This is a genomic window from Leptospira sp. WS58.C1 (genome assembly GCF_040833995.1).
Taxonomy (GTDB): domain Bacteria; phylum Spirochaetota; class Leptospiria; order Leptospirales; family Leptospiraceae; genus Leptospira_B; species Leptospira_B cinconiae.
This window is the reverse complement of sequence record NZ_CP162137.1, coordinates 2,197,198-2,220,733: the sequence shown is the minus strand read 5'-3', so window position 1 is coordinate 2,220,733 and position 23,536 is coordinate 2,197,198. Positions and strand designations below refer to the sequence as shown.

The following is a 23,536-nucleotide window of genomic DNA, read 5'->3' as shown; positions in this document are numbered from 1 at the left end:
AGAATTTATTTTTTTGTTCCTTATTTAGCCTTTCCGCATTCTAATTCCCCCCTATGAGTATTAGGGCCCGAATTTCATTATACTTATCCTTAGTTTTATTTTTAGGTTTTGCTGTACTCACAGCGATCAATTCAGTGATCTCTTACCGAAGTTTGCATACGGAAATCGAAGCCGGTTCCGCATTAAGTGCGGAAAGATATACATTTGAAGTGAAAGATTATCTGGATTCCGCTATGGGGATGACCAGAGGTTTCAGGATGCTTCTGATCTTCTCTAATCCTAAAAGAGAAGAGGTTGTGGAAACAATGTTGGAGATCCTCCATCGAAATCCGAAATGGTTCGGGATGTGGGTGGTATACGAACCGGATGCTTTTGATGGTTTGGATGCTCAATATAAAAACAAAAAGGGTCATGATTCTACCGGAAGATTTATCACTTACGTTCATTCCGTAAAATCCATTACGGACGCTGTGATAGAACCTTCCATCAATTACGAGGCGACGGACGGGTCAGCGGACTTCTACCAGATCCCTAAAAAGACAATGGAACCTTTGGTAACGGACCCTTACACGTACACGGCCGGAGGAAAACAAGTGCAGATGATCTCTCTTTGTGTTCCCGTTAGTAATGGAGGAAAGTTTTGGGGAGTACTTGGGATGGACATTACGACTACCCAATTGCAAGAGACGATGGGAAGTATAAAACCATTCCGTGGTTTAGGATATTTGGCTCTGATCTCTCCAAAAGGAATTTATGCAGCGAACGGAGGTGATCCAAGTTTAGTCGGTAAGGTAATTCCTAACGCGGAAGAATTAAAACTTGTACAATCCAAATCCGAAGAACACGAACGTTTTACTTACGAGTCGGAAGGTTTTACTCATCATTTCTTTCCGTTCAAGATAGGAAAAGGACAAAAACAATGGATGATGCAGGTAAGTATTCCTAATTCCATTTTTACAAAGGAATTATTTAACGTACTTTTACAGAACGCCATTTCTTCTTTGCTCATCGTGAGTTTGATCGTGATCGTTCTCCATTTTATCTTCCAAAAATTGATTTCGACCGGATTATTGAAAGCGATCGGTTTTTCGGAAGAGATCGCTAGGGGGAATTTACTTGCTTCTTCCGATTATGATCGTAACGACGAGATCGGTGCATTATTATCAGCGATGAATACGATGAGAGAACATCTTTTCGGTGTGGTAAAAGAGATAGGAGTGTCCACAAACAAGTTAGCCGGAACAGCGGAGAAAATGGCGGTTTCTTCCAGGAGTTTCTCGGATGTGGCACAAACACAGGCTTCCGCAGCGGAAGAATGTTCCGCCGCAGTGGAAGAATTGGCTGCTTCCGCCCAAAACGTGGGTAGGTCCATGCAAAAGGCGGTCTCTAGCATGAGAGAGATTGACGGTAATGTGATCTTATTAAAAGAACAGATCGCAAGTATCAATGCGGAGATGCAAAGTTTGGTTAGCCTCGCTGCTTCTTCTAAGGAAGAAGCCGTTACCGGGGAATCCGCGATGAGTACTTCTAATCGTGCGATGGGCGCCATCGGGGAGAGCGCCTCCAGGATCAACGAGATACTTTCTTTGATCACTGAGATCTCGGAAAAGACGAACCTTCTCGCTTTAAACGCGGCGATAGAAGCAGCCAGGGCCGGAGAAGCCGGCAAAGGATTTGCCGTGGTCGCGGAAGAAATAGGTAAACTTGCCTCCCAAACTTCAAGTTCAGTGCAGGAAATAGGTGGACTGGTCAATTCCACCAATACTGCCGTTTCGGATGGAAACAATAAAATGGGAGAGGCGTCTCAGATCCTACAAAGGATCAAGGAGAGGGTGGACGAATTCGATAAATCTGCGAAAGCGGTCTTGAATTCCGTTAAAACCCAGGAATCCAACACCAAAGAAATCGCGGAAAGTGCAAACTCTTTAATGACCTTTAGTCTCCAAATAGAAGAAGCCGTAACCGAACAAAGAAGAGCAACCGAAGAGATCACGAAAACCATCGTCAATATCTCCGAAGGGACACAGGAGATTGCAAGTGGTGCGGATGATCTCACCTCATTCTCCGGAGATATGCACGGCCAATCCGAACAATTGTCCAATCTGATCGGAAAATTCAAAGTAAGTTAGAAAGAAAAAGCGTTCCAAAATTTCTTTCCATTTTAAGAATGGAGCCCTTATGAGTATTCGGCTCCGGATTTCTTTGTACATTTCTATCGTTCTATTTATCGCATTCTCCCTGCTTGCGACTTATAATTCCTATTCTTCCTATCAAAGTTTGAGAGAGGAAGTGGAACAAAGTTCCGACGTTACTGCGGAAAGATGGACCTATGAAATTATGGAACAACTGAATACTCTTATGGGTTTGATCAGAGGTTTTCGTTTCCCTTTGATCTATGCTTCTCCGCAAAGAGAACAGGTTGTCCAGACATTGCGTGAAATTATGAAACGCAACCAAGATTATTTCGGGATGTGGCTTTGTTACGAACCGAACGCATACGATGGGAAAGATAATTTATATAAAAATAAGCCGGGCCATGACGAATCCGGCCGTTTTATCCCGTATTTAAACCGGGCTCGTGCTACGGATATTGTGGATTTGGAACCATTACGAGATTATAATAATACGGATGGCACGGGGGATTTTTATCAGGTCACTAAAAAGACGGATAAGATGACTGTGGTGGGTCCTTACTATTATACGGTAAGCGGTAAAAATATCCTGATGATCTCTCTTGTGGTTCCGATTAGTGTGGACGGCCAATTTTACGGGGCCGCAGGTATGGACCTAGACCTGAAAAATCTGCAAGAAAAGATAGGGAATAAAAAACCTTTCCGGAACAAAGGACATATTGCGCTTATCTCTCCCGCAGGATTGTACGCGATCAATGGGGAGAACCCGGAATTATTGGGTAAAAAGATCCCGGATGAGATTGAGCTAAAACAATATCTCGAAAATGTAAATGAAGGAAAAAGATTCGTCTATGAGTCGGGTGGGAATACGGCATACTATTTTCCGTTCCATATAGGGAAGGATCCTAAGTTTTGGACTCTGATGGTGAGTATTCCAAATTCGGTATATTACGAAAGTATCGGAGATATTATTTTGAAGGCTGTACTTTCTTCTTTTTTAATATTGGTCGTCGTGTTGCTTTCCTTAAATTTAATATTCGACAGATTGGTGAGTTCCGGCCTTTTGAAGGCCATCGGTTTCTCCGACGAAATCGCTAAAGGGAATCTTACCGTTCAGAACGATTACCCCGTAAAGGACGAGATCGGCACATTGTTTATATCCATGGATCAGATGAGGGAAAATCTTCTCGGTGTGGTCAAAGAGATGCGATCTTCTTCCGAAAAATTGAGTTCTAAATCGGAGGAAATGGCTGTTTCTTCCAGGAACTTTGCGGATATCGCTCAGACTCAAGCGTCCGCCGCGGAAGAATCTTCGGCAGCGGTTGAAGAACTTGCTGCCTCGGCGCAAAATGTGGGTAAGTCCATGGAAAAAGCCGTGGAAAATACCAAAGAGATTGACGGTAACTCAATGAGATTAAAAGAGCAGATCGTTAGTATCAACCATGAAATGCAAGGTTTAGTTAATCTCGCGGTAGAATCCAAAAGACAGGCGGTGACAGGTGAAAACGCAATGTATGCTTCCACAAATGCAATGGGCGAGATCGGAGAGAGCGCGTCTAGAATTACGGAAATCTTATCTATCATTACCGAGATCTCCGAAAAAACGAACCTTCTCGCATTAAACGCAGCGATAGAAGCAGCCAGAGCCGGAGAAGCCGGTAAAGGATTTGCAGTGGTCGCAGAAGAGATCGGTAAACTTGCCTCCCAAACCTCGAGCTCAGTGCAGGAGATCGGAGAACTTGTGGATTCCACAAACGACGCGGTGATGAACGGAAACTCCAAGGTGGAAGAAGCTTCCCAGATATTAAAAAAATTGAAACAAAGTGTGAACGAATTCGAGATCTCCGCAAACAAGGTTTTGGCTTCCGTAAAAGACCAGGAAGCGAATACAAGTAGGATCCAAACCAGTTCCAATACCTTGACTTCTTTCAGCATGCAGATAGAAGAAGCCGTTATCGAACAAAAAAACGCGACGAATGAGATCACTAAGACGATTATCAGTATTTCGGAAGGAACCCAGGAGATTGCGGGCGGTGCGGATGATCTTACCACATTCTCCGGGGAAACCCAAATGTTAGCGGAACAACTTTCCAAATTGATAGAAAAGTTTAAAGTGGATTAAGATTCCTGGTTCGCTAAATCTAATATTTCGGAATCTAAAAATAGAACTGATTTTGGATCCCATTGAAAGATTGTCCCGTCCAAGGAACATTTTCCTTCTGTGGTTTTTTGTTTTAGTTTAGAAAGTATCCTTTCTTTTTTCTCCGGAAAGTAATCCAAAAAGTCTTTTAGATCGATCGGAAGAAATATCCTAAAAAGGGATATTAGGATCTCTTCAAATGGATCGGAAGTTTCGTAGAGGTCCGGATTTTTTCCGGTCCCATTGATATAAGCGGAAGTATTTCTTGGGTTGGAATACCTACCTGCAGGCAAAAAGCCATGGGCTCCGGGGCCGATCCCCAAATAATATTCATAGGTCCAATATTTCATATTATGCCTGGAATAAAGTCCCGGTTTGGAATAATTGGAAACCTCATACTGAATAAACCCTTTGGATCCTAAAAAATCAGGCAAATCTTGCAGGATTTTTTCCTGTATCTCTTCGGAAGGCGGGGCCATGGTCCCGGCTGAAACTTTCCGGCTGTATTCCGTTCCTTTTTCGACGGTAAGCGCATAAATACTGATATGAGAAACCCCGGATGCTAAGACCGAATTTGCATCTTCATAAAATTCCTTCTCTGTCTGTCCCGGAACTCCGAATATCAGATCCGCACCATAATTTTTTATTTTAGAAGTTTGTAATGCTTCTAAGGTCCTTGTATAGGTCTCCGGATCGAAATATCGATCCAAAAATTTCAGGTTTCTGGGAAGAAAGGATTGTATCCCTACATGAACCCTGTTGATCCCTGCGTCGTATAATCCTTGCAGATAATCCGGTGTCACATCTTCCGGATTACATTCTAATGTGATCTCTGAATCCGGAGAAAAATTTAGATTCTCTTTTAAAAATTTTATAAAATCCGTATATCTTGTGTAGGAGGCTTTGGAAGGAGTTCCTCCCCCGAAAAATAAACTATCAAAAACAAGGTCCCGGTAGTTCGGAAAATTTTTCAGTCTGAGTAGGACTTCTTCTTTATATTTGGAAAATAGACTTTCTTCCAAAGGAGAAGGTTCTAATCCGATCCCTTCCGAATAAAAATCACAGTAGCTACATTTGTGAACGCAGAACGGATAATGTACATAGATTCCCGGTCTGTTCGTTTTTTGTAGGACCGGGAGTCTTGTTTCCAAATTAATTCGTATTTTTACTGACGGAATCCGTTTCTGTTCCCGCAGACGCGGAAGCTTTTTTAGGATTCGGTTTTAGGATCAGATCTACAAGAGGGATCTCGTTCTTTCTGTCCAAAACGGAATAGAGTAATGCCTTTTTGGATTCTAAGGTAGGAGAAAAAGAAAATAATATTTTTAGATTGGATGCATCGGGTAGATCCAAGAATGGCGTTCCGTAATGCAGGCAAACGATCTCCACTTCGGGGAATTTTTGGGCCAGAGAAGCCGCTAGATCCAATTCGGTTTGAGTGAACGAATTGACGACTGCACGTTTTACTTCTTTCTTTTCCAATTTTTTACGAAGACCTGCAAGATCCGAATTAGAAAGTGAGCGAGATCTTAGATCGGAGACAAACTCTTCTCCTTTTAAGTAGAAAACCGTCTCGGTAGCGGATACTTGTTCCGGAAGGAAAGTTTTAGGAAAGGAAACGATCGCTTTTCTACTTACATCTCTATTTAGAGTATCTTGGTAATATTGAGAAAATAAATTATCCCTATTTTTATCCTGCTCAATAAAATGATTTTTTAATATTTCCGGCAATTCTTTCGGGAACACAGAATTAGCTCTTCCACTTTTGGCAATATCTCCAAACTCCGAAATGATCCCGTATTTTAGTTTATAATAAATTTGTCTTTTGACTGCTTCTTTTAGAAGGTCTTTCCCTTCTCTTATTAAGGTCCCTTTTTTATATGCTTTTAAGATCTGGTCTTTCATGGATTGAGTAGTAGGACCCCAGCTAGTCATTAAGACAATATCCGCTCCAGCAAGTAGTGCGAGCACACCAGGATCTTCTTTTTGGTAATGTTCGTCTATCGCATCCATTTCCATTGCGTCGGTGATGATGAGTCCTTGGTATTGGAATTCTTTACGCAAAAGATCTCCTAAAATTTTAGAAGAGAGTGTGGCCGGAAAATTCGGATCGATCTTAGGATAAACGATATGCGCGCTCATGATCGCATCCGCACCGTTTTGGATAGAAGTTTGGAACGGGATCAGTTCGAAACTTTTTAATTCTTCCAATGTTTTTTCTATTTTAGGAAGTCCTAAATGACTGTCCACATTGGTGTCCCCATGACCCGGGAAATGTTTGATGACAGGAATGGAACCGCCGAGTCTAGCTCCTTCTTCATAAGAAACTCCTGCGTTTAATACGGTTTCTAAATTACTTCCAAGAGATCTGGTATTGATAACCGGGTTGAATGGATTATTATTGATGTCCATGTCCGGTGCGAATAAAAAGTTGAGACCGAGTTTTCTCAATTGATAAGAAGTAACAAAGCCGACTTTTTTGGCCATATCCTTGTCTTTGGTTTGGCCAAGCGCCATGGCTCCCGGGAATTGGGTCACTCCGTCTTTGACACGGATCACTCTTCCTCCTTCCTGGTCTACGGAAATGAGTAAAGGTAAGCCGGTATTTTCTAACGCACTTGTTTGCAGATCTTTGTTCAAAGATTTGATCTCGGACTTGGAGCCCAAGTTTCTTCCGAATAAAATGACTCCGCCGGGTTTGATCGTCTCGATCTCTTTTTTCGCGATCGGATCCAAAATGGTTCCAGGGATCGCAACATGGATGACCTGTCCTACTAATTCTTCCGCGCTGAGTTTTGAAGTAATCTCCTCGGCTTGACGGAGCATTCCTTCTTGGATTTCCTGGGCTTGGAGTTCACTTCTGAATTGACCCAACCAAAAGTATAAGAAGATTAAGAAAGCGGCGGAAAAGCCTGCGATTAAAAACCGTTTGAACATACTTACTAGATCCCATTCGGTTGCGTATTCGTAAAGCAGAACTTACAGCCTTGGTTTTTGGGACCTTACCTGGAATAAATGAGGTCGGATTTGGAGATAGGAGAAAAAATGAGCCGTTTTTCGTATTATGGATTTTTTAGTATTTTAGTATTCTTTTCTTTTATTGCTTCCTGCAATAAAGAAGGATCCGAAGAAGAACGCCAGGCCACTCCTAATATGGAAACAAAAACAAACGGCAAAAAGATCCTATTCTTCGGAGACAGTTTGACTGCAGGTTATGGCTTGAATGGACCGGAAGAATCTTTTGCTCACCTATCCTTTTTAGAACTCCAAAAAAAATATCCTGGCCTGGAATACGTAAATGCGGGTGTAAGTGGGGACACTACTTCCGGTGGTCTTGCCAGATTAGATTGGGTTTTGAATACAAAATATGACGTATTCGTTTTGGAGCTCGGTGCAAACGATTCTTTGAGAGGACTACCTACAAAGATGACGGAGGAGAATCTTACCAAGATCATCCGAGAGACAAAAGCAAAATATCCTTCCATTAAAATTCTATTAATCGGAATGAGAACACTTCCGAATATGGGTCCTCAGTATGCAAAAGAATTTGCGGCCCTATTTCCTCGGATCGCTAAAAAGGAAAAGACCGAGTTTATGCCGTTCTTGCTGGAGGGAGTTGCGGGAGACAGAAGGCTAAACCAAGACGATGGGATCCATCCCACTGCAGAAGGTCATAAGATACTCTCCAAACATCTGGTGCCTTATTTGAACAAACTACTGAAATAGTTCGAGCTTCCAATCATTAAAGTACAACAAGATTCGGAAATGCTTGCTTTCTAATTTCGGATCGGAGATAACTCCTTCCTGGGACAGGGGCAAGAGATGGTACGTCAACATTATAGATCATGTACATTATGCGAAGCTATGTGCGGACTTAGATTAGAGATAGAGAACAATGTAGTAACCGCAGTCAGAGGTGATAAAGAGGATAAGTTCAGCAGAGGCCATCTATGTGCCAAGGGTCCTGAACTTAAAAATTTATACGAGGATCCGGACAGACTTAAATTTCCTATAAAACGTACGGAAGCCGGATGGGAGAGGGTAGACTGGGTCACCGCTCTAAGTGATATCGCCACAAAACTTGTAGAGATCCAAAACAAGTACGGAAACGATTCACTTGCCGTATATAGCGGAAACCCGAGCGTTCATAATTACGGTTCTATGTTATTCGGGCAAAGGTTTATAGGAAGACTTAAAACGAAAAACAATTATTCTGCGACTTCCGTGGACCAACTTCCTCATCAATTATTATCGTACTGGATGTTCGGTCACCAACTTTTAGTTCCGATCCCCGATATTGACAGGACCAATTTTTTTCTGATCCTCGGAGGAAATCCTTTTGCATCTAACGGAAGTTTAATGACTGTTCCGGATGTGAAAAAAAGACTGGGAGAGATCCAGGCAAGAGGCGGAAAATACGTAGTTATAGATCCGAGAAAGACGGAAACGGCAGTACATGCGGACGAACATCATTTTATCGTCCCGGGAACGGATGCATTCTTCTTACTTTCTATTATAGATATATTATTTAAGAAAAACTTAACCAAAAAGAGTTCTTTCATAAAAGAAGAAGATCTCCAAAAATTAAGATCTGTTGCCTCACAATATCCTGCTTCTGGGACGGAAAAACTAACCGGGATCTCTGCAGAATCTGTGGAAAGGATCGCCCTCGAATTTTCCAAGGCCTCCGGTGCGGTATGTTACGGTCGTGTAGGAGTTTCTACACAAGCATTCGGTGCACTCTGCCAATGGCTGATCAATTCCATTAACTGTATCACCGGTAATATGGACTCCGTGGGAGGAGCAATGTTTACTCTTCCAGCCGTGGACATGATTGATCCGAAAGGAGTGATGAAAAGTTCTCCCGGAAGTTTTCATACCTACGGCTCAAGAGTCAGGGACTTACCCGAATTTAATGAAGAATTACCTGTCGCAGCCCTCGCAGAAGAAATTTTGACTCCGGGACCAGGTCAGATCAAGGCGCTCGTAACTTCTGCAGGAAATCCCGTTCTTTCTACTCCGAACGGTTCTCAATTGGAGAAGGCGATCTCGAATCTAGAATTTATGGTAAGCGTAGACTTTTATTTGAATGAAACTACAAAACACGCTCATTATATTCTTCCGCCTAGCTCCGCTTTAGAACATGACCATTTCGATCTAGTATTTAACGTTTTTGCAGTACGAAATACTGCAAGATACAACCAACCTGCATTCGAGCCGGAAGAAGGAATGCTCCACGATTGGGAAATTTTTTCGGATCTGACTAAAAGAATAGAACTCTTAAAATCGGAAAAACCTTTGCCTAAAGAATTGATCCGAACCAAGATTACCCCTTCTGCGATCATCGATCACGCTTTGAAGTCGGGGCCTTACGGAGAAAAATCGGGATCTCCTGTCGGAATGAGTCTGGAACTTCTGAAAAACAGTCCGCATGGAGTGGATCTTGGACCATTGAAGCCTTGTTTTCCGGAAAGACTTTGGACAGAAGACAAGATGATCAGGTTAACACCAAAAGAAGTACTTTCCGATCTAGATCGATTGGCTAAATACGGACAAAAACTTCTCTCCGATAAAAATGAGAACGGTTCATTTTTACTCATCGGAAGAAGACATTTACGAAATAATAATTCATGGATGCATAATCTTCCGAAACTTATGACCGGAAAAGATCGTTGCACACTCATGATCCATCCGGAAGATGCAAGCGCTCTAGGCATTACGGAAGAAGAGGAAGTTTTTGTAGAATCCAGAGTGGGTAAGATCGGACTACCTGTCGAGATTACCGAAGAAATGATGAGGGGAGTGGTCAGTATTCCTCACGGATTCGGACATGCGAAAGAAGGAGTATCTCTCCAAGTCGCTTCAAAATTTGCTGGTTCCAGTATCAATGATCTGACGGACGATCAGGTGTTGGATGAACTTTCCGGAAACGCGGCATTTAGCGGTATACCGGTGTTCTTGCGTAAAAAATCTGCGTAAAACCAGTCCTAGATCCGCCCATCAAGGGCGGATTTGAAATTAATTTTTATCGTAGGCTTCTTGCAGTTTAGAGATATCTATCTTATACATTTGTAACATCGCTTGCATAACATTTTGCGCTTTCGTTTGGTTTTTATCGTATAGATATTTTTCCAAAATCGGCGGAATGATCTGCCAAGATAGGCCGAATTTATCTTTTACCCAACCGCAAGGCTGTTTGATGCCGCCTACCGAAAGTTTTTCATATAGATTGTCTATTTCTTCCTGAGTATCCGCGCTGATATAGATGGAAAATGCCTCGGTAAATTGGAAATGAGGACCTCCGGTGAAGGCCAAAAATTTTTGGCCTTCTATCTCAAAACCGGCGGAAACCATTCCTCCGCCAAGTTTCGTAAGATTTTCTATTTTCATATTTTTGAATATACCGGAATAGAATTGGAGTGCTTCTTCCAATCCCTTGTCGAACATTAAAAATGGGGTTACCTTTTGCATGTTCTTATCCTCTACGTTTTAAGTGGATAAAACCGCCGAGCCAAGACAATGGGATCGAAATTACGATGAGGCCGATCGAATACCAGGCAGGTCCCTGGTCTCCCATTTGGATATGACCTAGGGTGCTTGCGATCGTTCCGATCACACCTAGCGCGATCACATGCCCGATCGGACTATGAGGAGAAAGTTTAGCGGTAAAATATCCCCCCAAGATCGCAAGAGCCAAACGATAAGAGATCGCTAGAAGGAATAAACTGTCCGACATTCTTTCTCCCATAGGCGGATAACAATTCGTAACATGTAATACTGCATCGATCGTTATAGCAGGTATTACGTTGATCAAAATACCGGTAAAAACGGCTCCAATACTTTTTAAGATCGAAATTGTTTTTGGATTCATATTATTTTTTTCCTTCTAATGTAAGAGTATTGAGTAATGTTTCCAGGCGATTATAACTTTGGGCAGCGCCGCCTTCCATCGGGGATTTGATCACAATATCTCTTCCTTCTTTGGTTTCGTATAGAACATTGATCGTAACAAACGTTCTTCCGGATGTTTCTACAAAGGTTGTGGTGAGCAAAGCTTCTCCCGGATACCAAGGCTCATCAAAACGTTCGGTATGAATTAGCTTGTCCGGTTCGGAAATTTCCTTATACGTTCCACCTGCTCCCATAGTCGATCCGTCTTTTAGATATTTCCATACGTATCTGTATTTTCCGCCAACTTTCAAATCCACTTCGCATATATCTAAGCTCCAGCCGTCCGGACCGTATAACCAGCGTTTGATCAATTCAGGTTTTGTAAAACAGTCAAATACAAGATCTTTCCCGGCATCAAACTCCCGGGTCATTACGATTTCCCTGTCTCCTTTGGCTTCTACCTTTAAGGTTCCAATAAAGCTCATTCTATTCTCCTTTTATTTTTACGTTTAGGGGAAGTTTGTTTAGAAAGTTTTAATTCTTCTATCAGTGAATCCAATTGGTTGAATCTTCCTTCCCAGAATTTTTTATAATTTTCCAACCATTCGGTAGCCTCTTCCAAAGGTCTGGCCTCTAATTTGCGTAATCTTTTTTGAGCATCCTTGATCCCGGAAATGAGTCCCGCCCTTTCCAAAACCTTGAGATGTTTGGAAATTGCAGGTTGGCTCATGGAAAACGGTTTTGCCAGATCCATAACGGAAACCTCTCCATTTGCTAAACGTGCCAGGATCGCCCTTCTGGTCGGGTCTGAGAGGGCCGCAAAAGTTGCATCTAATCGATCGGAATAGCTAAGTGCATGACTCATACTTTATATAACCGTATGGTTATATATTTGGAATAAGCAAGTACTTTTTAGGAAATTATTTTCGAAATCGTTTGTAGTTGAGAATATGACAAAGAGGAATTATGGAGCAGATTATAGTTCATATTTTGGCATTTAACGAGGTGGAAGTTTTGGATCTTTCCGGTCCGTACGAAGTATTTTCCATCACTGAGAACGAGAATAAGGAAAAATTATTCAAAGTTTCCATAGTTGCCGAGAAGAAGGAACTCCTACATGCCAGGAACCGTTTTCCGGTTTTTCCTCATCTCACATTAGAAGAGGCAGGTATTCCCGATATTTTAGTCATCCCGGGAGGATACGGAGCGGAAGAAATAGAGATCCATAATAAAAAGTTACTTAGTTGGATCAAAGAAATGGAACCTAAGGTAAAGATCCTAGCTTCTATCTGCACTGGTGCATTTTTATTAGCGGAGGCAGGTATTCTGGATGGAATGGAAGTCACCACTCATTGGATGGACCAAGACACCTTACGCAAAAAATATCCTAAGATCAAAAAGGTAGTGCACGAAAAATTTATAGATCATGGGCATATTCTGACTTCCGGAGGAGTTTCCAGGGGGATCTTGATGTCCTTACATCTGGTCGAAAAATTAGTAGGGAAAAAGATCGCAGAGTTTACCGCGAGAAGAATGGAATTCGATCCTTATCTAAATGATGTCATCTAAGGCTAAAATTTTTCTTCCACCTTGCAGAGAATAAGCGGTGAGTCCTGCATCTTTTAGGATCTTGGCAGCCTTTTTGGAACGAATGCCTGATTCACAAATCGTAATATAGGTTTTTTCTTTAGAAAAACTTAATGCTACGTCCAAAGAAAGTTCAGACAGAGGAGAAAATACCGAATTTCCTATGGGCATTTCTTTTCTTTCTTCGAATTCTCTCACGTCTAGTAGGATGTATCTTGGATCTTTCTTCCATTCTTTCCAATCATTTAGATCGATTTCAACTTTGAATGTTTCTTCCCTTTTGCCGGAACCGCATTCGGTACAATTCGGATCCGCTTCTAAAAAGGTTTCGTAAAGTAAGGGAGATTCCCATTCCAATTGAAATGCAGAATGTGTAGGGGATTTTTCCGGAAAGAGTAAGTATTGTATAGCAAAAGATGCCTGGTATAGGCCTGCAATCGCGGTTTGTACTCCTAAAACTCCGCCGTCTTCGCAGGAAAGTAGATCGGATCCTTCTAAATTCGGATACAAACATTTATAACAAGGCCTTCCTTGAGGCGAGAAAATCGCGATCTGGGCGCTAGTCCTAAAAACGGAGGCCGTGACTAATGGTTTATGCGTTTGGATACAGAACCGATTGATCGTATATTTCGCTTGGATCTGGTCCGTACAATCTAAAATAATATCCCAATTTTTGAATATACTCGGATCGATCTTTTCCGAAAATATTTCAGTGAATGTTTCTAATTGAACGCCTGGAACTCTTGCTTGGATATATTCTTCTGTGACTTCCGTTTTTTTTCTACCGATATCGGAAAGTGTAAAAGCGGTCTGCCTATGAAGATTACTCAACTCTACCGAATCGAAATCCCAAAGGCCAAGCCTTCCCACTCCTGCCGTCGCTAGATGTAAGGAAGCAGGGGAACCTAAACCTCCGAGACCGATCACCAGCGCCGATTTTTGGAGTAGCTGCTTCTGACCGGACTCGCCTAAAAAAGGCAGTTTTGTTTGTCTGGAAAAATACTTCTTCTGTTCCGGACTCATCTCAGGAAAGGATCGTATATTTTCGCATGTCCGACAAGACTTTTTAATTGGCTTTCAGAAGTGTCCGGGTATGTTAAGCTTGGACATCGTGGACGCTTATGGTCGAAAATTCGAAGTGCTTAGAGTGAGTGTTACATCCTCTTGCGGTTTCGGCTGTGTGTATTGTGCTCCTGGCACCGCTTTGAATGGAGAAGGCGCAAACGGTTCTTTCTTAAGCGCGGAACTTCTTCGCAAAAACATACTTCTTCTTTCCCGTAAAATTTTACTCAAAGAGATCCATTTGACAGGAGGAGAGCCGACTCTACATAAAGATCTTCCCAAACTTGTACAAATCGCAAAAGAGGAGAAGATCCCGAATATTGCACTTACTTCCAATGGATTTTTTAGAGACGGCCTTATCCAGGATCTAAAACTTGCGGGTTTGGATAGAATGAATTTCTCCATAGATTCCCTCTCTCAGGAATCATTCTCTTTGATCTCAGGCAAAAATCTTCCAGTAATTCGTTTAATAAACAGGATCGAAGAAGCGATCCAGGAAGGACTGGAAGTAAAACTGAACTGCACCGTATTAAAAGGTTATAATGAAGACCAGATCCGTCCTCTTCTTCGTTGGGCGGGAGAAAGAAATCTTCCGATCCGGTATTTGGAACTCATGAAGATGGGACCTCTACGGGCAAAACATTCCGAGTTGTTTTTCTCCGCGGCAAAGATAAAGGAGGAGCTTTCTCAAGAATTCGATTTTGGACCGGAAGTCACTCCGATCGATTCTACGGCAAAATATTATCGCACTGCCGAAAATTTCAGATTTGGGATTATCGCAAATCATACGGAACCGTTTTGTGACGGATGTAATCGCCTTAGGATGGATCATTTGGGGAAAATTTACGGATGTTTAAGCGACTTTCGATCTTTCCCGGTTTCGGAAAACGAGTCTGAGTTAGAACATTCTTTACATCTTGCGATGAAAACCAAAAAAAACGAGTTTACCGGAAGCGAACTTTCTATGAAATATATAGGCGGATAAGATGGATATTCAGCTTTTATTTTTTGCCGCAGTCAAAGATCATTTTCCCGATCTAAAAAAAATCGAGGTCTCCGAAGGAGATTCTATTTATCATCTTCGTAAAATTCTTACTCATACAAACCCGGGTTCCGAATCCATCTTAAAAGTCAGTAGGTTTGCAGTGAACCAGTCTATCGTAGGCGACGATTTTATTCTGAGGGAAGGTTCGATAGTCGCGGTGCTTCCTCCTTCCAGCGGTGGTTGATATGTCCGTTTTAGAAACGTATTCCCATATTTCTTCTTCTCCTATTTTTGTTTCTTCTCAAGCGCCGGATATCCCTGAAATGGGCGGTTTTGTCCTATTTTCAGGGATCGTTCGAAATCTAAACGAAGGTAAGAAGGTCACTCATCTAGAATACGAAGCGTATACACCTATGGCGGACGAGATGATCCGTGGTATTTTGGAAGACGCTCGCAAAAAATGGGATCTTCTTCATGCGAACTGCATTCATCGGGTTGGAAAACTGGAAATTTCCGAGATTGCTGTGATCGTAGAAACCGGTTCCATACATAGAGCGGAGGCTTACGAATCCAATCGTTATATTATTGATCGGGTAAAACACGAGGTTCCGATCTGGAAGAGGGAATTTTATTTAGACGGTTCTTCCGAGTGGTCGAAGGGCTGCGTACATGAGAGCCATTGATTCTATAGGGATTGTACTTGCGGGTGGGAAAAGTTCAAGGATGGGAAGGGATAAATCCTTCTTATCCTTAAAAAGCCAGAAATTTTTTCTTTTAGAATCTTATAAAAAATTAAAGTTCTTATGTAAGTCCGTTCGGGTTTCCATTCGGGAGGATCAAAGGGAAGAATATTCCAAACATATAGAAAACAATTTTTTGGTGTCAGACTCCATCCCGGATCTAGAAGGTCCTCTCCAGGGGATTTTCAGTTCTTTTCTTCCTTTCAGGAACGATCCTAATATCCGGCACTTTTTGGTTTTGGCGGTGGATCTTCCTTATATGAGGATCAAAACCTTAGCGAGACTTTGTACAAAAAAAGGGAGCTTAGGCGCAGGAGTTTTTTATCAAACCGAAGAAGGAATTGAACCGTTATGCGGTCTTTACTCTTCCGAGTATCTGGGGTTTTTATTCCAAGAATTCGAAAAAGGAGCCTTAAATTCTTTTTCTCCTCAAATTTTAATCCAAAGAGGAAATCCTAGTCTTTTGGATATTCCGGAGGCGGAAAAATCTTCCTTTATCAATCTGAATTCTCCTGAGGATCTCAAGGCTCCAAAATCGTGAGAGCTTTCCCAAAATCCAAGCTCTTGAAGCCCGCGACTAGGTGTTGATCGATAACCTAGGTTTTAGGACGGACTATACGTTTCCGGTCAAAAACCGATTTACATAGGCCCTGAGAGAGAAATCATGGTTCTACCAACCAATGCGGGAATAGCTCAGTGGTAGAGCACCTCCTTGCCAAGGAGGGGGTCGCGGGTTCGAATCCCGTTTCCCGCTTACAGAAGTCCTCCACCTTCTGTCTTCTGAGACCATGGAATTCAAGACAAAGAAAAATCAAAACGCATCCGTAGACCTTAAGTTAACCTTTGATAAGAACGATCTCGAAAAAGCGTTCGAAAAGACGTATAAAGAAAAACAAAAGGATCTCAAGATCCCGGGCTTCCGTCCCGGCAAAGCGCCGATCGAAATGGTAAAACGCCATCTCGGAGACTCGGTAGCAAACGACGCAATCAATCTTCTATTATTAGAAACTGTCAGTGAACTTTCCGGGAAACTGGAACACAAGATGGTCCGTTTCCCTAAATTTACGGTCGAGGACTATGTTCCCGAAAAAAGTTTAGTGGCAACTGCCGTTTACGATACCGATCCGGAAGTTTCCCTAGGGAAATACAAAAAGATCAAGATCAAACTTCCTGAAGTGCAAGTGACCGACGAGGATATCAACGAGGAACTTCAGTTGGTCCGTAAACAACTTGCCAGAAAACTCCTGAGAGAACCGGGCGAAGGAGCCGAGAGCGGCGATATCGTAGACATGGAATTCGAAGTGAAGGAAGAAGGGCAGGAACCGAAAAACGCTAAAAACGGTTCAAGCGATTATAAATTAGGAGAACCGAATAATCTTCCCGGGTTTGACGATAACCTGTATGGGATTAAGACCGGAGAAACGAAGAACTTCTTCTATACTTATCCGAACGATTATCCGAGAGAAGATTTGGCCGGAAAGAAGATGGAATTCGCCATGACCTTAAAGGCGATCTACAAAGAAGTACTTCCTGAATTGGATGACGATCTTGCTAGCGAATACGATGGGTCTTCTTCTTTACAAGCTTTGAAAGATAAGATCAAAGCAGATCTACAAAAAAATTATACGGAAGCGGTCAAATCCAAGAAGATGGAAGACATCTACAAGGAATTGGTTGCGGATTCCAAGTTCGTATTCCCTGAGTCATATCTTACCGAAGAATCCGAGCATGTTTACCAAAATATGATGCAGGATGTTTTAGGAAGAGGTCAGGCCAGAATTCCAAAAGAACAGATCCCGAGTATCGAAAAATACGCGGAAATGGTAGGAAAACCCGTAGAAGAAGTAAGGGATTCCTTCAAAACCATAGCGGAGAACAGACTGAAAGGGTATTTCTCCAGACAGAAACTCGCTTCTGCGGAAAATATCGTTTTGACGGACGAGGATTTTGATCGGGAAATCTCAACCCTTGCCTCAAGATATGGTATGCCTGACGCCGATTTTAAAAAAGAATTGGAAAAAGGTAAACTTCTGGAAACTTACCGGGACAATTTTTTAGCAAAAAAGATAGACGATACCCTCTTCCAGCTTGTAGAAAAGAAATACAACGAGAAGATGAGTATCCGTCAGCTAAAGGAATTCCTTTCTAATAAGGAAACTGGAGAAGTATGGCAATAATTCCCACAGTTATAGAGCAAACCGGTCGCGGAGAAATGCGGTATGACGTATTTTCCCGCCTCTTAAAAGACAGAATTATCTTTCTCGGTGACGCAATTTCGGACGATTACGCGAACGTAATCATCGCCCAACTACTGTTCCTAGACGCGGAAAATCCGGACAGGGACATCTACTTATATCTCAATTCTCCGGGTGGATACGTATCTTCCGGGCTTGCCATTTACGATACTATGCAGTATATTAAGGCCGACGTTCGTACACTTTGTATCGGTCAGGCTTCTTCTATGGCGGCGCTTCTTCTGGCAGGCGGGGCAAAGGGCAAAAGATCCGCTCTTCCTCATTCCAGGATAATGATGCACCAGCCAACTGGAGGAGCTACCGGTCAGGCTTCCGATATCGCGATCCAAGCAAAGGAAGTCCTGAAATTAAAGCAGGTGTTGAACGGTTTGTACGCTAAACATACAGGCAAGTCCGTGGATGAAGTGCAAAAGGATACCGAAAGAGACCTTTACATGACTCCGGAAGAAGCCCAAAAATACGGGATCATCGATTCCGTAATTTCTATAGAGCGTCAAAAGAACTGATAGGGGGATCCCGTGGCAAAAAAACCGACCGGAACCAATAATAAACAAAAATTATTTTGTTCGTTCTGCGGAAAGGAACAAGACTCCGTAAAACGACTGGTTGCCGGTCCCGGTGTTTATATTTGCGACGAGTGTATCTCTCTCTGCAATGAGATCATTGCAGAAGAACCTGAACAGGAAAAAGAACGCACGGAACTATTGGGAGAAGTCCCGAACCCTGCCGCGATCAAAGCGATCCTAGACCAGTACGTAATCGGACAAGACCATGCAAAAAAAGCTTTGTCCGTCGCGGTTTACAACCATTACAAACGAATTTATCTCAAAGATAAAAAAGCGGATATCGAATTAGAAAAATCGAATATTCTTTTGATCGGACCTACCGGTTCCGGAAAAACTCTCCTCGCTCAAACTCTCGCTAAGATCATTAAGGTACCATTTGCGATCGTGGATGCAACGGCTCTCACCGAGGCAGGATACGTAGGAGAGGATGTGGAAAACATCATTCTCAAGTTGATCCAAAATGCGGACAATGATATCAAAAAAGCCGAGATCGGTATCATCTACATAGACGAGGTGGATAAGATCGCCCGCAAATCGGACAGCGCGTCCATCACAAGAGACGTGAGTGGAGAAGGTGTACAACAAGCGCTTCTAAAAATTATAGAAGGAACCGTAGCAAACGTTCCTCCGCAAGGCGGAAGAAAACATCCTCACCAAGAATATCTGCAAGTGGATACGAAAAATATCCTCTTCATTCTGGGTGGAGCATTCGTTGACCTGGATAATATCATCAAGACCAGGACCGGTGTAAAAACAATCGGATTCGGTAGCGATGAGAAAGACGGCAAAATCCTAAGAGACGAGAGTAAAGGGGAAATCCTGGCTCGAGTGATCCCTGACGACTTAATGAAGTTCGGACTCATCCCTGAATTTATAGGTCGTATGCCGGTAATCGCGACTCTGCAGGATTTGAGCGTAGAAATGCTCAAACGTATTTTCAGAGAGCCTAAAAATGCAATATTACGCCAATATACTAAGATCCTTGAGATGGAAAATGTAAAACTTTCCTTCGAAGAGGGAGCTATCGATAAGATCGCTCAGCTTGCTATCGAAAGAGAGTCAGGTGCCAGAGGTCTACGTGCTATCGTGGAAAATCTGATGTTAGATCTGATGTACGAGATCCCTTCCCGCAAAGACGTAGAAGAAGTGATTATCACAGAAGATGCAGTAAACGGAACCAAACCTCCGAAACTCATTCTGAAAAAAGAACCGAAAATCGCTTAAAGAGACACGGAGTCTGTTGTGAGACTCAGAGAGTTTTTCACACGGAAGCACGGAGCCTCAGAGTTTGGGTCCTAAAAAGCAAATAACTTAGCTACTAGTTCCAGATAACATCTGCGTGCGGGCATTCCTACATTCCAAATCTACGTGACTTTGTGTTTCTGTGCGCAAAAACACTGTGTCTTCTTTTTCCTCTGCATCTTTAATCCCTGACTCTACCCACAGTCAAAATTGCCGCTTTAGAAAGTCCCTTTTTACCGGTTTCCATTTCTAAAAATCTTCCGAAGTCAAGGGTAAGTTCTCTGGAATTCTTATACTCTCTGTTGGAACTCCAATTTTGGAGTTGTACAAGAAGTGGCGCTACACCTGCGGAGCTAGTCAATTCGGTCAACCTATCGCTCAGGAAAACCAAATATTCCCCCGGTTTTACTTGGATCTTTTTGACATCTCTTGTCGTACTTCTGAAATCATAAAATACTTGTTTAGAAATAGGTAATGGAGTCGTTTTACCGGATTTATGTACGAGTGCTGGAAGTTTTTGGAATTGTAGAATACCCGCTTCGCCATTCCTGGTCTCTAAATAAAAGAGCGTAAGGTTTAGATAAGAGATAGGAGTGGATCTAAGTGCCCGATCCATTTTATGGAGTAAATCTTCTCCTCGTAGGCCGGTCGTTTCCTGAGCAAGGGAGATCATACCTTCTATCCTTGCCTTGAGGGAAGATTCGAGTGCTCCGTGGTTGGGAAAACCGGCTAATACTCCGAAACAGCCGTCAGCAGTCGGAATAATATTTGCGTAGTCCGCGTCTCCGCTATCGCTAGAGCGAGGAAAAACGGTGATATCCAGATTTTTGATCTTATGAAGTCTGATCTTATGGAAAAATTTCTGGATGTTATCGGAAAGTTCTCTTTCCTTTTTGTTTAAGGATTCCTGGGAAACAGCTTCTTCTTTTGTCTTTTTTTGGTAGAGAGCGATCCGAAAATGCCTCGCAAGTTCCCCTAATTCGTCCTCTCTTTCGGTTTCTCCTGAATCCTCATATACGTCTTGGGTCCAGTTCTGCAAGAGTTGGGAAATCGATTTAAGGGATTTAAAACTTAAATTCAGAAGATAATAGGTAAGTATTCCGAGCAGAATGGAAAATAAAAGCCCGACCAGCAGTCTGACCCAAACAAATGCTCTTAATTCTTTTCTAATTTCTTCTCCGAATAGGAAATCATCCAAAAGTAGATAAGATAAAAATAATACGAAAGAAGCGGTAAATGAGGCGAACGCTAATTTATGTTTGGATTGAAGATTCGGAAACAACTCATTTCCTCTCTATGATTGCGATTAGTGCGAGTGAGATCCCAAAAAGGAACAGTAAAGGAACGAATAACATCAACATTGATATTACATCTGGTCCCGGGGATAATACCGCTGCCGCAAATGCGATCCCGATAAATGCTTCTCTCCAATGTCTGAGTAAAAAAGAAAGTTTTAATATTCCAACAGCCGCTAGTAACACCATGATGACCGGAAGTTGAAAAGACAATCCGAAGATCAAATGCATATTGAAGAATACATCGTAGTATTCGTCTATGGGAAGTTTTGTCTCTATATCTAGAGGGCGAACAGTCACTAAAAAAATTTTCAGAAAACTTTCGAATGCTTGGGCCCAACAGAGCCAAATTCCCAACCAAAAAAGAACTGTGGAAAATGCGATAAGAGCTTTTCCGAGTCTTGCCGTTCTCGGTTCTAATGCGGGAGAAACAAATCCCCATAAAAAAGCTAGAACAAAAGGGAAAGTGATCAAGATAGAAACCATAAATCCCGTTCGCAAATAAACCATAAAAGGAGCCATGAGTTTGATTTGGTAGAAAGTGGCGGATTCCCCCAGAATGTTCTTGTACGGTTTGATGACTATCTTATGTAACTCTTCTCCGAAATACAAAGCTACCACGAAAAAAACGGTAAAAACCAGAATGGAACGAATTAGAACGGAACGTAATTCCTCTAAATGTTCCCCCAAGGTCATAAATTTTTCTCTGTCATGAGGAAAACTTTCCTCCGAGGCAGAGAGGGAAGGTTGTTTCATTTCATTAGTTGAAAGGTGCTTTTTTTTAGAAGGCATATCGAAAGGTTGGAATTAACATAAGGCTTCGCACAGAGTTCACGGAGAGCACAGAGGTTTAAATACGGAGTACGTTCTCCTAAAACTACCTCGGTGAGCTCTGTGTCCTCCAGTGCGAGAATCGTATGATTAAGCGGATTTTTTGGATTTCTTAGAGGAAGAAGGAGTCGGAGTCGGTTTGGTTTCCGGTTCCTGGATTTTAGCGGATTCAGATTCGGAATCTCCGGAAAGAGACTTACGAAATTGGCGGATTCCGTCCCCTAAATCCTTAGCTAAAGAGGGAAGTCGCTTGCCCCCGAAAAGTAGGAGAGCTAAACCTAGTATGAAAAAGATTTCCCAAGGGCCTAAATTTAAAAATGCGAGTGGTGCGTACATATACTATCTCCTTAGTTAGGATTTTGCCTCTGTAATATATGTCAAATAGTTAGTAGGAACAAGCCGATAATTCTATTGGGACTTCGGTTCTGATAGAAAGGCAAAAACGGAGGAGTTTATGAGAATAGAATCGAATCCCTTAGATTCCCTCTCCGTTCCTCTTCCGGTTCGAGAACCTGGTGGAGAGGAAGAAAAAGAAGTAGATCGGAAAAAAGCGGAGAATACTCCGAATTCCGATTATATGTACGCCCTTTCTGTCGGAAGTTTGATAAATGTGCAGGTGTAATTAATGGCTCTTACCAAGGAACAGAAGCAGGAATTCCAGGAGAAACTGGCGGATTTTCGGGCATTTTTGGAGGATTTGAAGAAGGAAGCGAACCTTCTGAAAGCCCAATCCAGAAAAGATCCCAAAATGGAACCCTACTTTAATGTGGCTCTTTCCTTAAATTCAATTAAAAATATTAACACCTGTCTACTGATCAATGAGATCTCCGTTGCTATTTTGGATCTAAAATCGGATACCTACCTCAACCAAGGGCGAAAAGAAATTTATAGCGCGATCTCTTTTATGGAAAAAGTGGTTGGGACCGACTTCGAGTCAGGTTTAGGAGAAAATAAGGACCTTCTCGCCAAAATCCCTGAATTTAATCCGCTCCAAAGATTGAATTACGTAAAAGGACTCAGGACCAGCACTACAAATACAATCGAAGCATTCGGTTCCAACTCCAAATGGAAATGGAGTTTTCCGGAGATCCATTTCAAAATCGCGATTCTTAGTAAGAATCTTTTTGACTTTCGGGCTTTTGAGAAGGAAAGAGACTTAGAGAATCCCTTTTATTATCCTAGACAGGAACACTATAATTTAATCCTCGAACTTTGTAACTTTGCCGCCCAGGAATATCGAGCCAAATTCGATTTGTCCACCCAGGACGCAGGAGACCTGAAAAAATCCATATCCCTTTTGGAGGTAAACCGTAAAATCCTCCAAACCACGGGCGAAACGGAGGACCTGGGAAAGACAAAAACCTTGATAGAATCCTTAAAAGAAAAGGTTGAGGCGATAGAAGCCGAGAAGGAAAAGAAGAAAAAGAAGAAATAGACCCGTCCAATTTGTTATAAAGAGTGGGAAAAAGATAGGAGAAAATCTAACTCATGGCATTGACCGAAATAAACGATTCAACTTTCAGTTCCGAGATCAACGGGGGCATGGTTCTAGTAGATTGCTGGGCCGAATGGTGCGGTCCCTGTAGAATGGTTTCCCCGGTTTTGGAAGAACTTTCGTCCGAGATGAACGATATCTTAAAAATTAAAAAATTAAACGTAGACGACAATCAGGACACGGCACAAAAATTAAATATTCAATCTTTGCCGACCCTTCTACTTTTCAAAGACGGACAATTAGTGGATAAGATCATAGGAGCACTTCCTAAGGCGCAAATCAAAAGTTTTATCGAAAGACATAAATAAAAAAATT

Annotated in this window: 25 protein-coding genes and 1 tRNA gene; 16 read left to right on the top strand and 10 right to left on the bottom strand. The window is 42.2% G+C overall.

Annotated features, from left to right (window positions below):
- The first annotated feature begins 53 nt into the window (after window positions 1-53).
- Together AB3N61_RS10210 and AB3N61_RS10205 are read left to right on the top strand one after the other, a co-directional pair.
- On the top strand, window positions 54-2,129 hold the full coding sequence (locus AB3N61_RS10210; protein WP_020770726.1) for a methyl-accepting chemotaxis protein: 2,076 nt from the start codon (window positions 54-56) through the stop codon (window positions 2,127-2,129).
- A 49-nt stretch (window positions 2,130-2,178) separates the two neighbouring features.
- Window positions 2,179-4,254, top strand: a complete 2,076-nt coding sequence (locus tag AB3N61_RS10205) for a methyl-accepting chemotaxis protein (protein WP_367897512.1) — start codon at window positions 2,179-2,181, stop codon at window positions 4,252-4,254.
- Here AB3N61_RS10205 and hemW read toward each other — a convergent pair.
- Window positions 4,251-5,429 (bottom strand): radical SAM family heme chaperone HemW, encoded by a 1,179-nt coding sequence (hemW, locus tag AB3N61_RS10200; RefSeq protein WP_412758410.1) that lies wholly within the window; start codon window positions 5,427-5,429, stop codon window positions 4,251-4,253. The genes AB3N61_RS10205 and hemW overlap by 4 nt on opposite strands.
- Entirely contained in the window at window positions 5,425-7,209 is a 1,785-nt protein-coding gene (locus tag AB3N61_RS10195) for a glycoside hydrolase family 3 protein (RefSeq protein WP_367897510.1), read from the bottom strand. The genes hemW and AB3N61_RS10195 overlap by 5 nt, the downstream gene beginning before the upstream one ends.
- Window positions 7,210-7,317: 108 nt before the next feature.
- On the opposite strand from AB3N61_RS10195, the gene AB3N61_RS10190 reads away from it, so the two are divergent.
- Together AB3N61_RS10190 and AB3N61_RS10185 are read left to right on the top strand one after the other, a co-directional pair.
- Complete coding sequence (locus AB3N61_RS10190; protein ID WP_367897509.1) at window positions 7,318-7,998, top strand: arylesterase; 681 nt, start codon at window positions 7,318-7,320, stop codon at window positions 7,996-7,998.
- A gap of 138 nt (window positions 7,999-8,136) precedes the next feature.
- The gene (locus tag AB3N61_RS10185; protein ID WP_412758409.1) at window positions 8,137-10,251 is read left to right on the top strand and encodes a molybdopterin oxidoreductase family protein; all 2,115 of its coding nucleotides are present in this window, start codon (window positions 8,137-8,139) and stop codon (window positions 10,249-10,251) included.
- Window positions 10,252-10,290: 39 nt separating this feature from the next.
- Here the strand turns inward: AB3N61_RS10185 and AB3N61_RS10180 are convergent, their stop codons facing one another.
- The 4 genes from AB3N61_RS10180 to AB3N61_RS10165 are packed head-to-tail and all read right to left on the bottom strand — an operon-like array spanning window position 10,291 to window position 12,028.
- Window positions 10,291-10,743: a VOC family protein gene (locus AB3N61_RS10180; protein ID WP_367897507.1), complete on the bottom strand. Its 453-nt coding sequence runs from the start codon at window positions 10,741-10,743 to the stop codon at window positions 10,291-10,293.
- A 4-nt stretch (window positions 10,744-10,747) separates the two neighbouring features.
- On the bottom strand, window positions 10,748-11,143 hold the full coding sequence (locus AB3N61_RS10175) for a hypothetical protein (RefSeq protein WP_020770602.1): 396 nt from the start codon (window positions 11,141-11,143) through the stop codon (window positions 10,748-10,750).
- Between the two features lies 1 nt (window position 11,144).
- A complete protein-coding gene (locus AB3N61_RS10170; RefSeq protein WP_367897506.1) occupies window positions 11,145-11,648 on the bottom strand; it encodes an SRPBCC family protein in 504 nt (167 codons plus the stop codon).
- A complete protein-coding gene (locus AB3N61_RS10165; protein WP_020770736.1) occupies window positions 11,645-12,028 on the bottom strand; it encodes an ArsR/SmtB family transcription factor in 384 nt (127 codons plus the stop codon). The genes AB3N61_RS10170 and AB3N61_RS10165 overlap by 4 nt, the downstream gene beginning before the upstream one ends.
- Window positions 12,029-12,129: 101 nt before the next feature.
- Between AB3N61_RS10165 and AB3N61_RS10160 the strand changes: the two genes are divergently transcribed.
- Entirely contained in the window at window positions 12,130-12,732 is a 603-nt protein-coding gene (locus AB3N61_RS10160; RefSeq protein WP_367897505.1) for a DJ-1/PfpI family protein, read from the top strand.
- Here AB3N61_RS10160 and AB3N61_RS10155 read toward each other — a convergent pair.
- A complete protein-coding gene (locus AB3N61_RS10155) occupies window positions 12,715-13,773 on the bottom strand; it encodes a ThiF family adenylyltransferase (protein WP_367897504.1) in 1,059 nt (352 codons plus the stop codon). The genes AB3N61_RS10160 and AB3N61_RS10155 overlap by 18 nt on opposite strands.
- A gap of 79 nt (window positions 13,774-13,852) precedes the next feature.
- Between AB3N61_RS10155 and AB3N61_RS10150 the strand changes: the two genes are divergently transcribed.
- From AB3N61_RS10150 to clpX, 8 genes are all read left to right on the top strand, one after another.
- Window positions 13,853-14,797 carry a GTP 3',8-cyclase MoaA gene (locus tag AB3N61_RS10150; RefSeq protein WP_367899082.1) on the top strand — a complete coding sequence of 315 codons (945 nt, stop codon included), beginning with the start codon at window positions 13,853-13,855 and terminating at the stop codon, window positions 14,795-14,797.
- Between the two features lies 1 nt (window position 14,798).
- Window positions 14,799-15,041 (top strand): MoaD/ThiS family protein, encoded by a 243-nt coding sequence (locus AB3N61_RS10145; protein ID WP_020770875.1) that lies wholly within the window; start codon window positions 14,799-14,801, stop codon window positions 15,039-15,041.
- A gap of 1 nt (window position 15,042) precedes the next feature.
- The gene (locus AB3N61_RS10140) at window positions 15,043-15,480 is read left to right on the top strand and encodes a molybdenum cofactor biosynthesis protein MoaE (protein WP_367897503.1); all 438 of its coding nucleotides are present in this window, start codon (window positions 15,043-15,045) and stop codon (window positions 15,478-15,480) included.
- Entirely contained in the window at window positions 15,467-16,078 is a 612-nt protein-coding gene (locus tag AB3N61_RS10135; RefSeq protein WP_367897502.1) for a molybdenum cofactor guanylyltransferase, read from the top strand. Before AB3N61_RS10140 ends, AB3N61_RS10135 begins: the two co-directional genes overlap by 14 nt.
- Window positions 16,079-16,219: 141 nt before the next feature.
- Window positions 16,220-16,291 (top strand) — tRNA-Gly (locus AB3N61_RS10130).
- Window positions 16,292-16,325: 34 nt separating this feature from the next.
- Window positions 16,326-17,714: a trigger factor gene (gene tig / locus AB3N61_RS10125; RefSeq protein WP_020770827.1), complete on the top strand. Its 1,389-nt coding sequence runs from the start codon at window positions 16,326-16,328 to the stop codon at window positions 17,712-17,714.
- Window positions 17,705-18,298: an ATP-dependent Clp endopeptidase proteolytic subunit ClpP gene (gene clpP, locus AB3N61_RS10120; protein ID WP_020770662.1), complete on the top strand. Its 594-nt coding sequence runs from the start codon at window positions 17,705-17,707 to the stop codon at window positions 18,296-18,298. The genes tig and clpP overlap by 10 nt, the downstream gene beginning before the upstream one ends.
- A gap of 12 nt (window positions 18,299-18,310) precedes the next feature.
- Window positions 18,311-19,582: an ATP-dependent Clp protease ATP-binding subunit ClpX gene (clpX, locus tag AB3N61_RS10115; protein WP_020770752.1), complete on the top strand. Its 1,272-nt coding sequence runs from the start codon at window positions 18,311-18,313 to the stop codon at window positions 19,580-19,582.
- A 199-nt stretch (window positions 19,583-19,781) separates the two neighbouring features.
- Here clpX and rktP read toward each other — a convergent pair whose 3' ends face one another.
- The 3 genes from rktP to AB3N61_RS10100 form a co-directional block, all read right to left on the bottom strand.
- Window positions 19,782-20,882, bottom strand: a complete 1,101-nt coding sequence (gene rktP / locus AB3N61_RS10110) for an Arg-Lys translocation region protein phosphatase RktP (RefSeq protein ID WP_367897501.1) — start codon at window positions 20,880-20,882, stop codon at window positions 19,782-19,784.
- Window position 20,883: 1 nt separating this feature from the next.
- Window positions 20,884-21,687, bottom strand: a complete 804-nt coding sequence (tatC, locus tag AB3N61_RS10105; RefSeq protein ID WP_036090295.1) for a twin-arginine translocase subunit TatC — start codon at window positions 21,685-21,687, stop codon at window positions 20,884-20,886.
- Between the two features lie 129 nt (window positions 21,688-21,816).
- Window positions 21,817-22,062 (bottom strand): twin-arginine translocase TatA/TatE family subunit, encoded by a 246-nt coding sequence (locus AB3N61_RS10100; RefSeq protein ID WP_020770667.1) that lies wholly within the window; start codon window positions 22,060-22,062, stop codon window positions 21,817-21,819.
- Between the two features lie 118 nt (window positions 22,063-22,180).
- On the opposite strand from AB3N61_RS10100, the gene AB3N61_RS10095 reads away from it, so the two are divergent.
- Genes AB3N61_RS10095 through trxA form a run of 3 tightly spaced genes read left to right on the top strand, consistent with a single transcriptional unit; the run spans window position 22,181 to window position 23,529 of the window.
- On the top strand, window positions 22,181-22,348 hold the full coding sequence (locus AB3N61_RS10095; protein WP_020770762.1) for a hypothetical protein: 168 nt from the start codon (window positions 22,181-22,183) through the stop codon (window positions 22,346-22,348).
- 3 nt (window positions 22,349-22,351) lie between these two features.
- Complete coding sequence (locus AB3N61_RS10090) at window positions 22,352-23,161, top strand: hypothetical protein (protein WP_367897500.1); 810 nt, start codon at window positions 22,352-22,354, stop codon at window positions 23,159-23,161.
- A 53-nt stretch (window positions 23,162-23,214) separates the two neighbouring features.
- Window positions 23,215-23,529, top strand: a complete 315-nt coding sequence (trxA, locus tag AB3N61_RS10085; RefSeq protein ID WP_008592903.1) for a thioredoxin — start codon at window positions 23,215-23,217, stop codon at window positions 23,527-23,529.
- Window positions 23,530-23,536 lie beyond the last annotated feature (7 nt).

Bases quoted from the DNA above. Each gene is read 5' to 3' on its own strand.
- AB3N61_RS10210 (WP_020770726.1), top strand. From the start codon at position 54: ATGAGTATTAGGGCCCGAATTTCATTATACTTATCCTTAGTTTTATTT.
- AB3N61_RS10205 (WP_367897512.1), top strand. From the start codon at position 2,179: ATGAGTATTCGGCTCCGGATTTCTTTGTACATTTCTATCGTTCTATTT.
- AB3N61_RS10195 (WP_367897510.1), bottom strand. From the start codon at position 7,209: ATGTTCAAACGGTTTTTAATCGCAGGCTTTTCCGCCGCTTTCTTAATC.
- AB3N61_RS10190 (WP_367897509.1), top strand. From the start codon at position 7,318: ATGAGCCGTTTTTCGTATTATGGATTTTTTAGTATTTTAGTATTCTTT.
- AB3N61_RS10185 (WP_412758409.1), top strand. From the start codon at position 8,137: ATGTGCGGACTTAGATTAGAGATAGAGAACAATGTAGTAACCGCAGTC.
- AB3N61_RS10180 (WP_367897507.1), bottom strand. From the start codon at position 10,743: ATGCAAAAGGTAACCCCATTTTTAATGTTCGACAAGGGATTGGAAGAA.
- AB3N61_RS10175 (WP_020770602.1), bottom strand. From the start codon at position 11,143: ATGAATCCAAAAACAATTTCGATCTTAAAAAGTATTGGAGCCGTTTTT.
- AB3N61_RS10170 (WP_367897506.1), bottom strand. From the start codon at position 11,648: ATGAGCTTTATTGGAACCTTAAAGGTAGAAGCCAAAGGAGACAGGGAA.
- AB3N61_RS10165 (WP_020770736.1), bottom strand. From the start codon at position 12,028: ATGAGTCATGCACTTAGCTATTCCGATCGATTAGATGCAACTTTTGCG.
- AB3N61_RS10160 (WP_367897505.1), top strand. From the start codon at position 12,130: ATGGAGCAGATTATAGTTCATATTTTGGCATTTAACGAGGTGGAAGTT.
- AB3N61_RS10155 (WP_367897504.1), bottom strand. From the start codon at position 13,773: ATGAGTCCGGAACAGAAGAAGTATTTTTCCAGACAAACAAAACTGCCT.
- AB3N61_RS10145 (WP_020770875.1), top strand. From the start codon at position 14,799: ATGGATATTCAGCTTTTATTTTTTGCCGCAGTCAAAGATCATTTTCCC.
- AB3N61_RS10140 (WP_367897503.1), top strand. From the start codon at position 15,043: ATGTCCGTTTTAGAAACGTATTCCCATATTTCTTCTTCTCCTATTTTT.
- AB3N61_RS10135 (WP_367897502.1), top strand. From the start codon at position 15,467: ATGAGAGCCATTGATTCTATAGGGATTGTACTTGCGGGTGGGAAAAGT.
- tig (WP_020770827.1), top strand. From the start codon at position 16,326: ATGGAATTCAAGACAAAGAAAAATCAAAACGCATCCGTAGACCTTAAG.
- clpP (WP_020770662.1), top strand. From the start codon at position 17,705: ATGGCAATAATTCCCACAGTTATAGAGCAAACCGGTCGCGGAGAAATG.
- tatC (WP_036090295.1), bottom strand. From the start codon at position 21,687: ATGCCTTCTAAAAAAAAGCACCTTTCAACTAATGAAATGAAACAACCT.
- AB3N61_RS10100 (WP_020770667.1), bottom strand. From the start codon at position 22,062: ATGTACGCACCACTCGCATTTTTAAATTTAGGCCCTTGGGAAATCTTT.
- AB3N61_RS10095 (WP_020770762.1), top strand. From the start codon at position 22,181: ATGAGAATAGAATCGAATCCCTTAGATTCCCTCTCCGTTCCTCTTCCG.
- AB3N61_RS10090 (WP_367897500.1), top strand. From the start codon at position 22,352: ATGGCTCTTACCAAGGAACAGAAGCAGGAATTCCAGGAGAAACTGGCG.
- trxA (WP_008592903.1), top strand. From the start codon at position 23,215: ATGGCATTGACCGAAATAAACGATTCAACTTTCAGTTCCGAGATCAAC.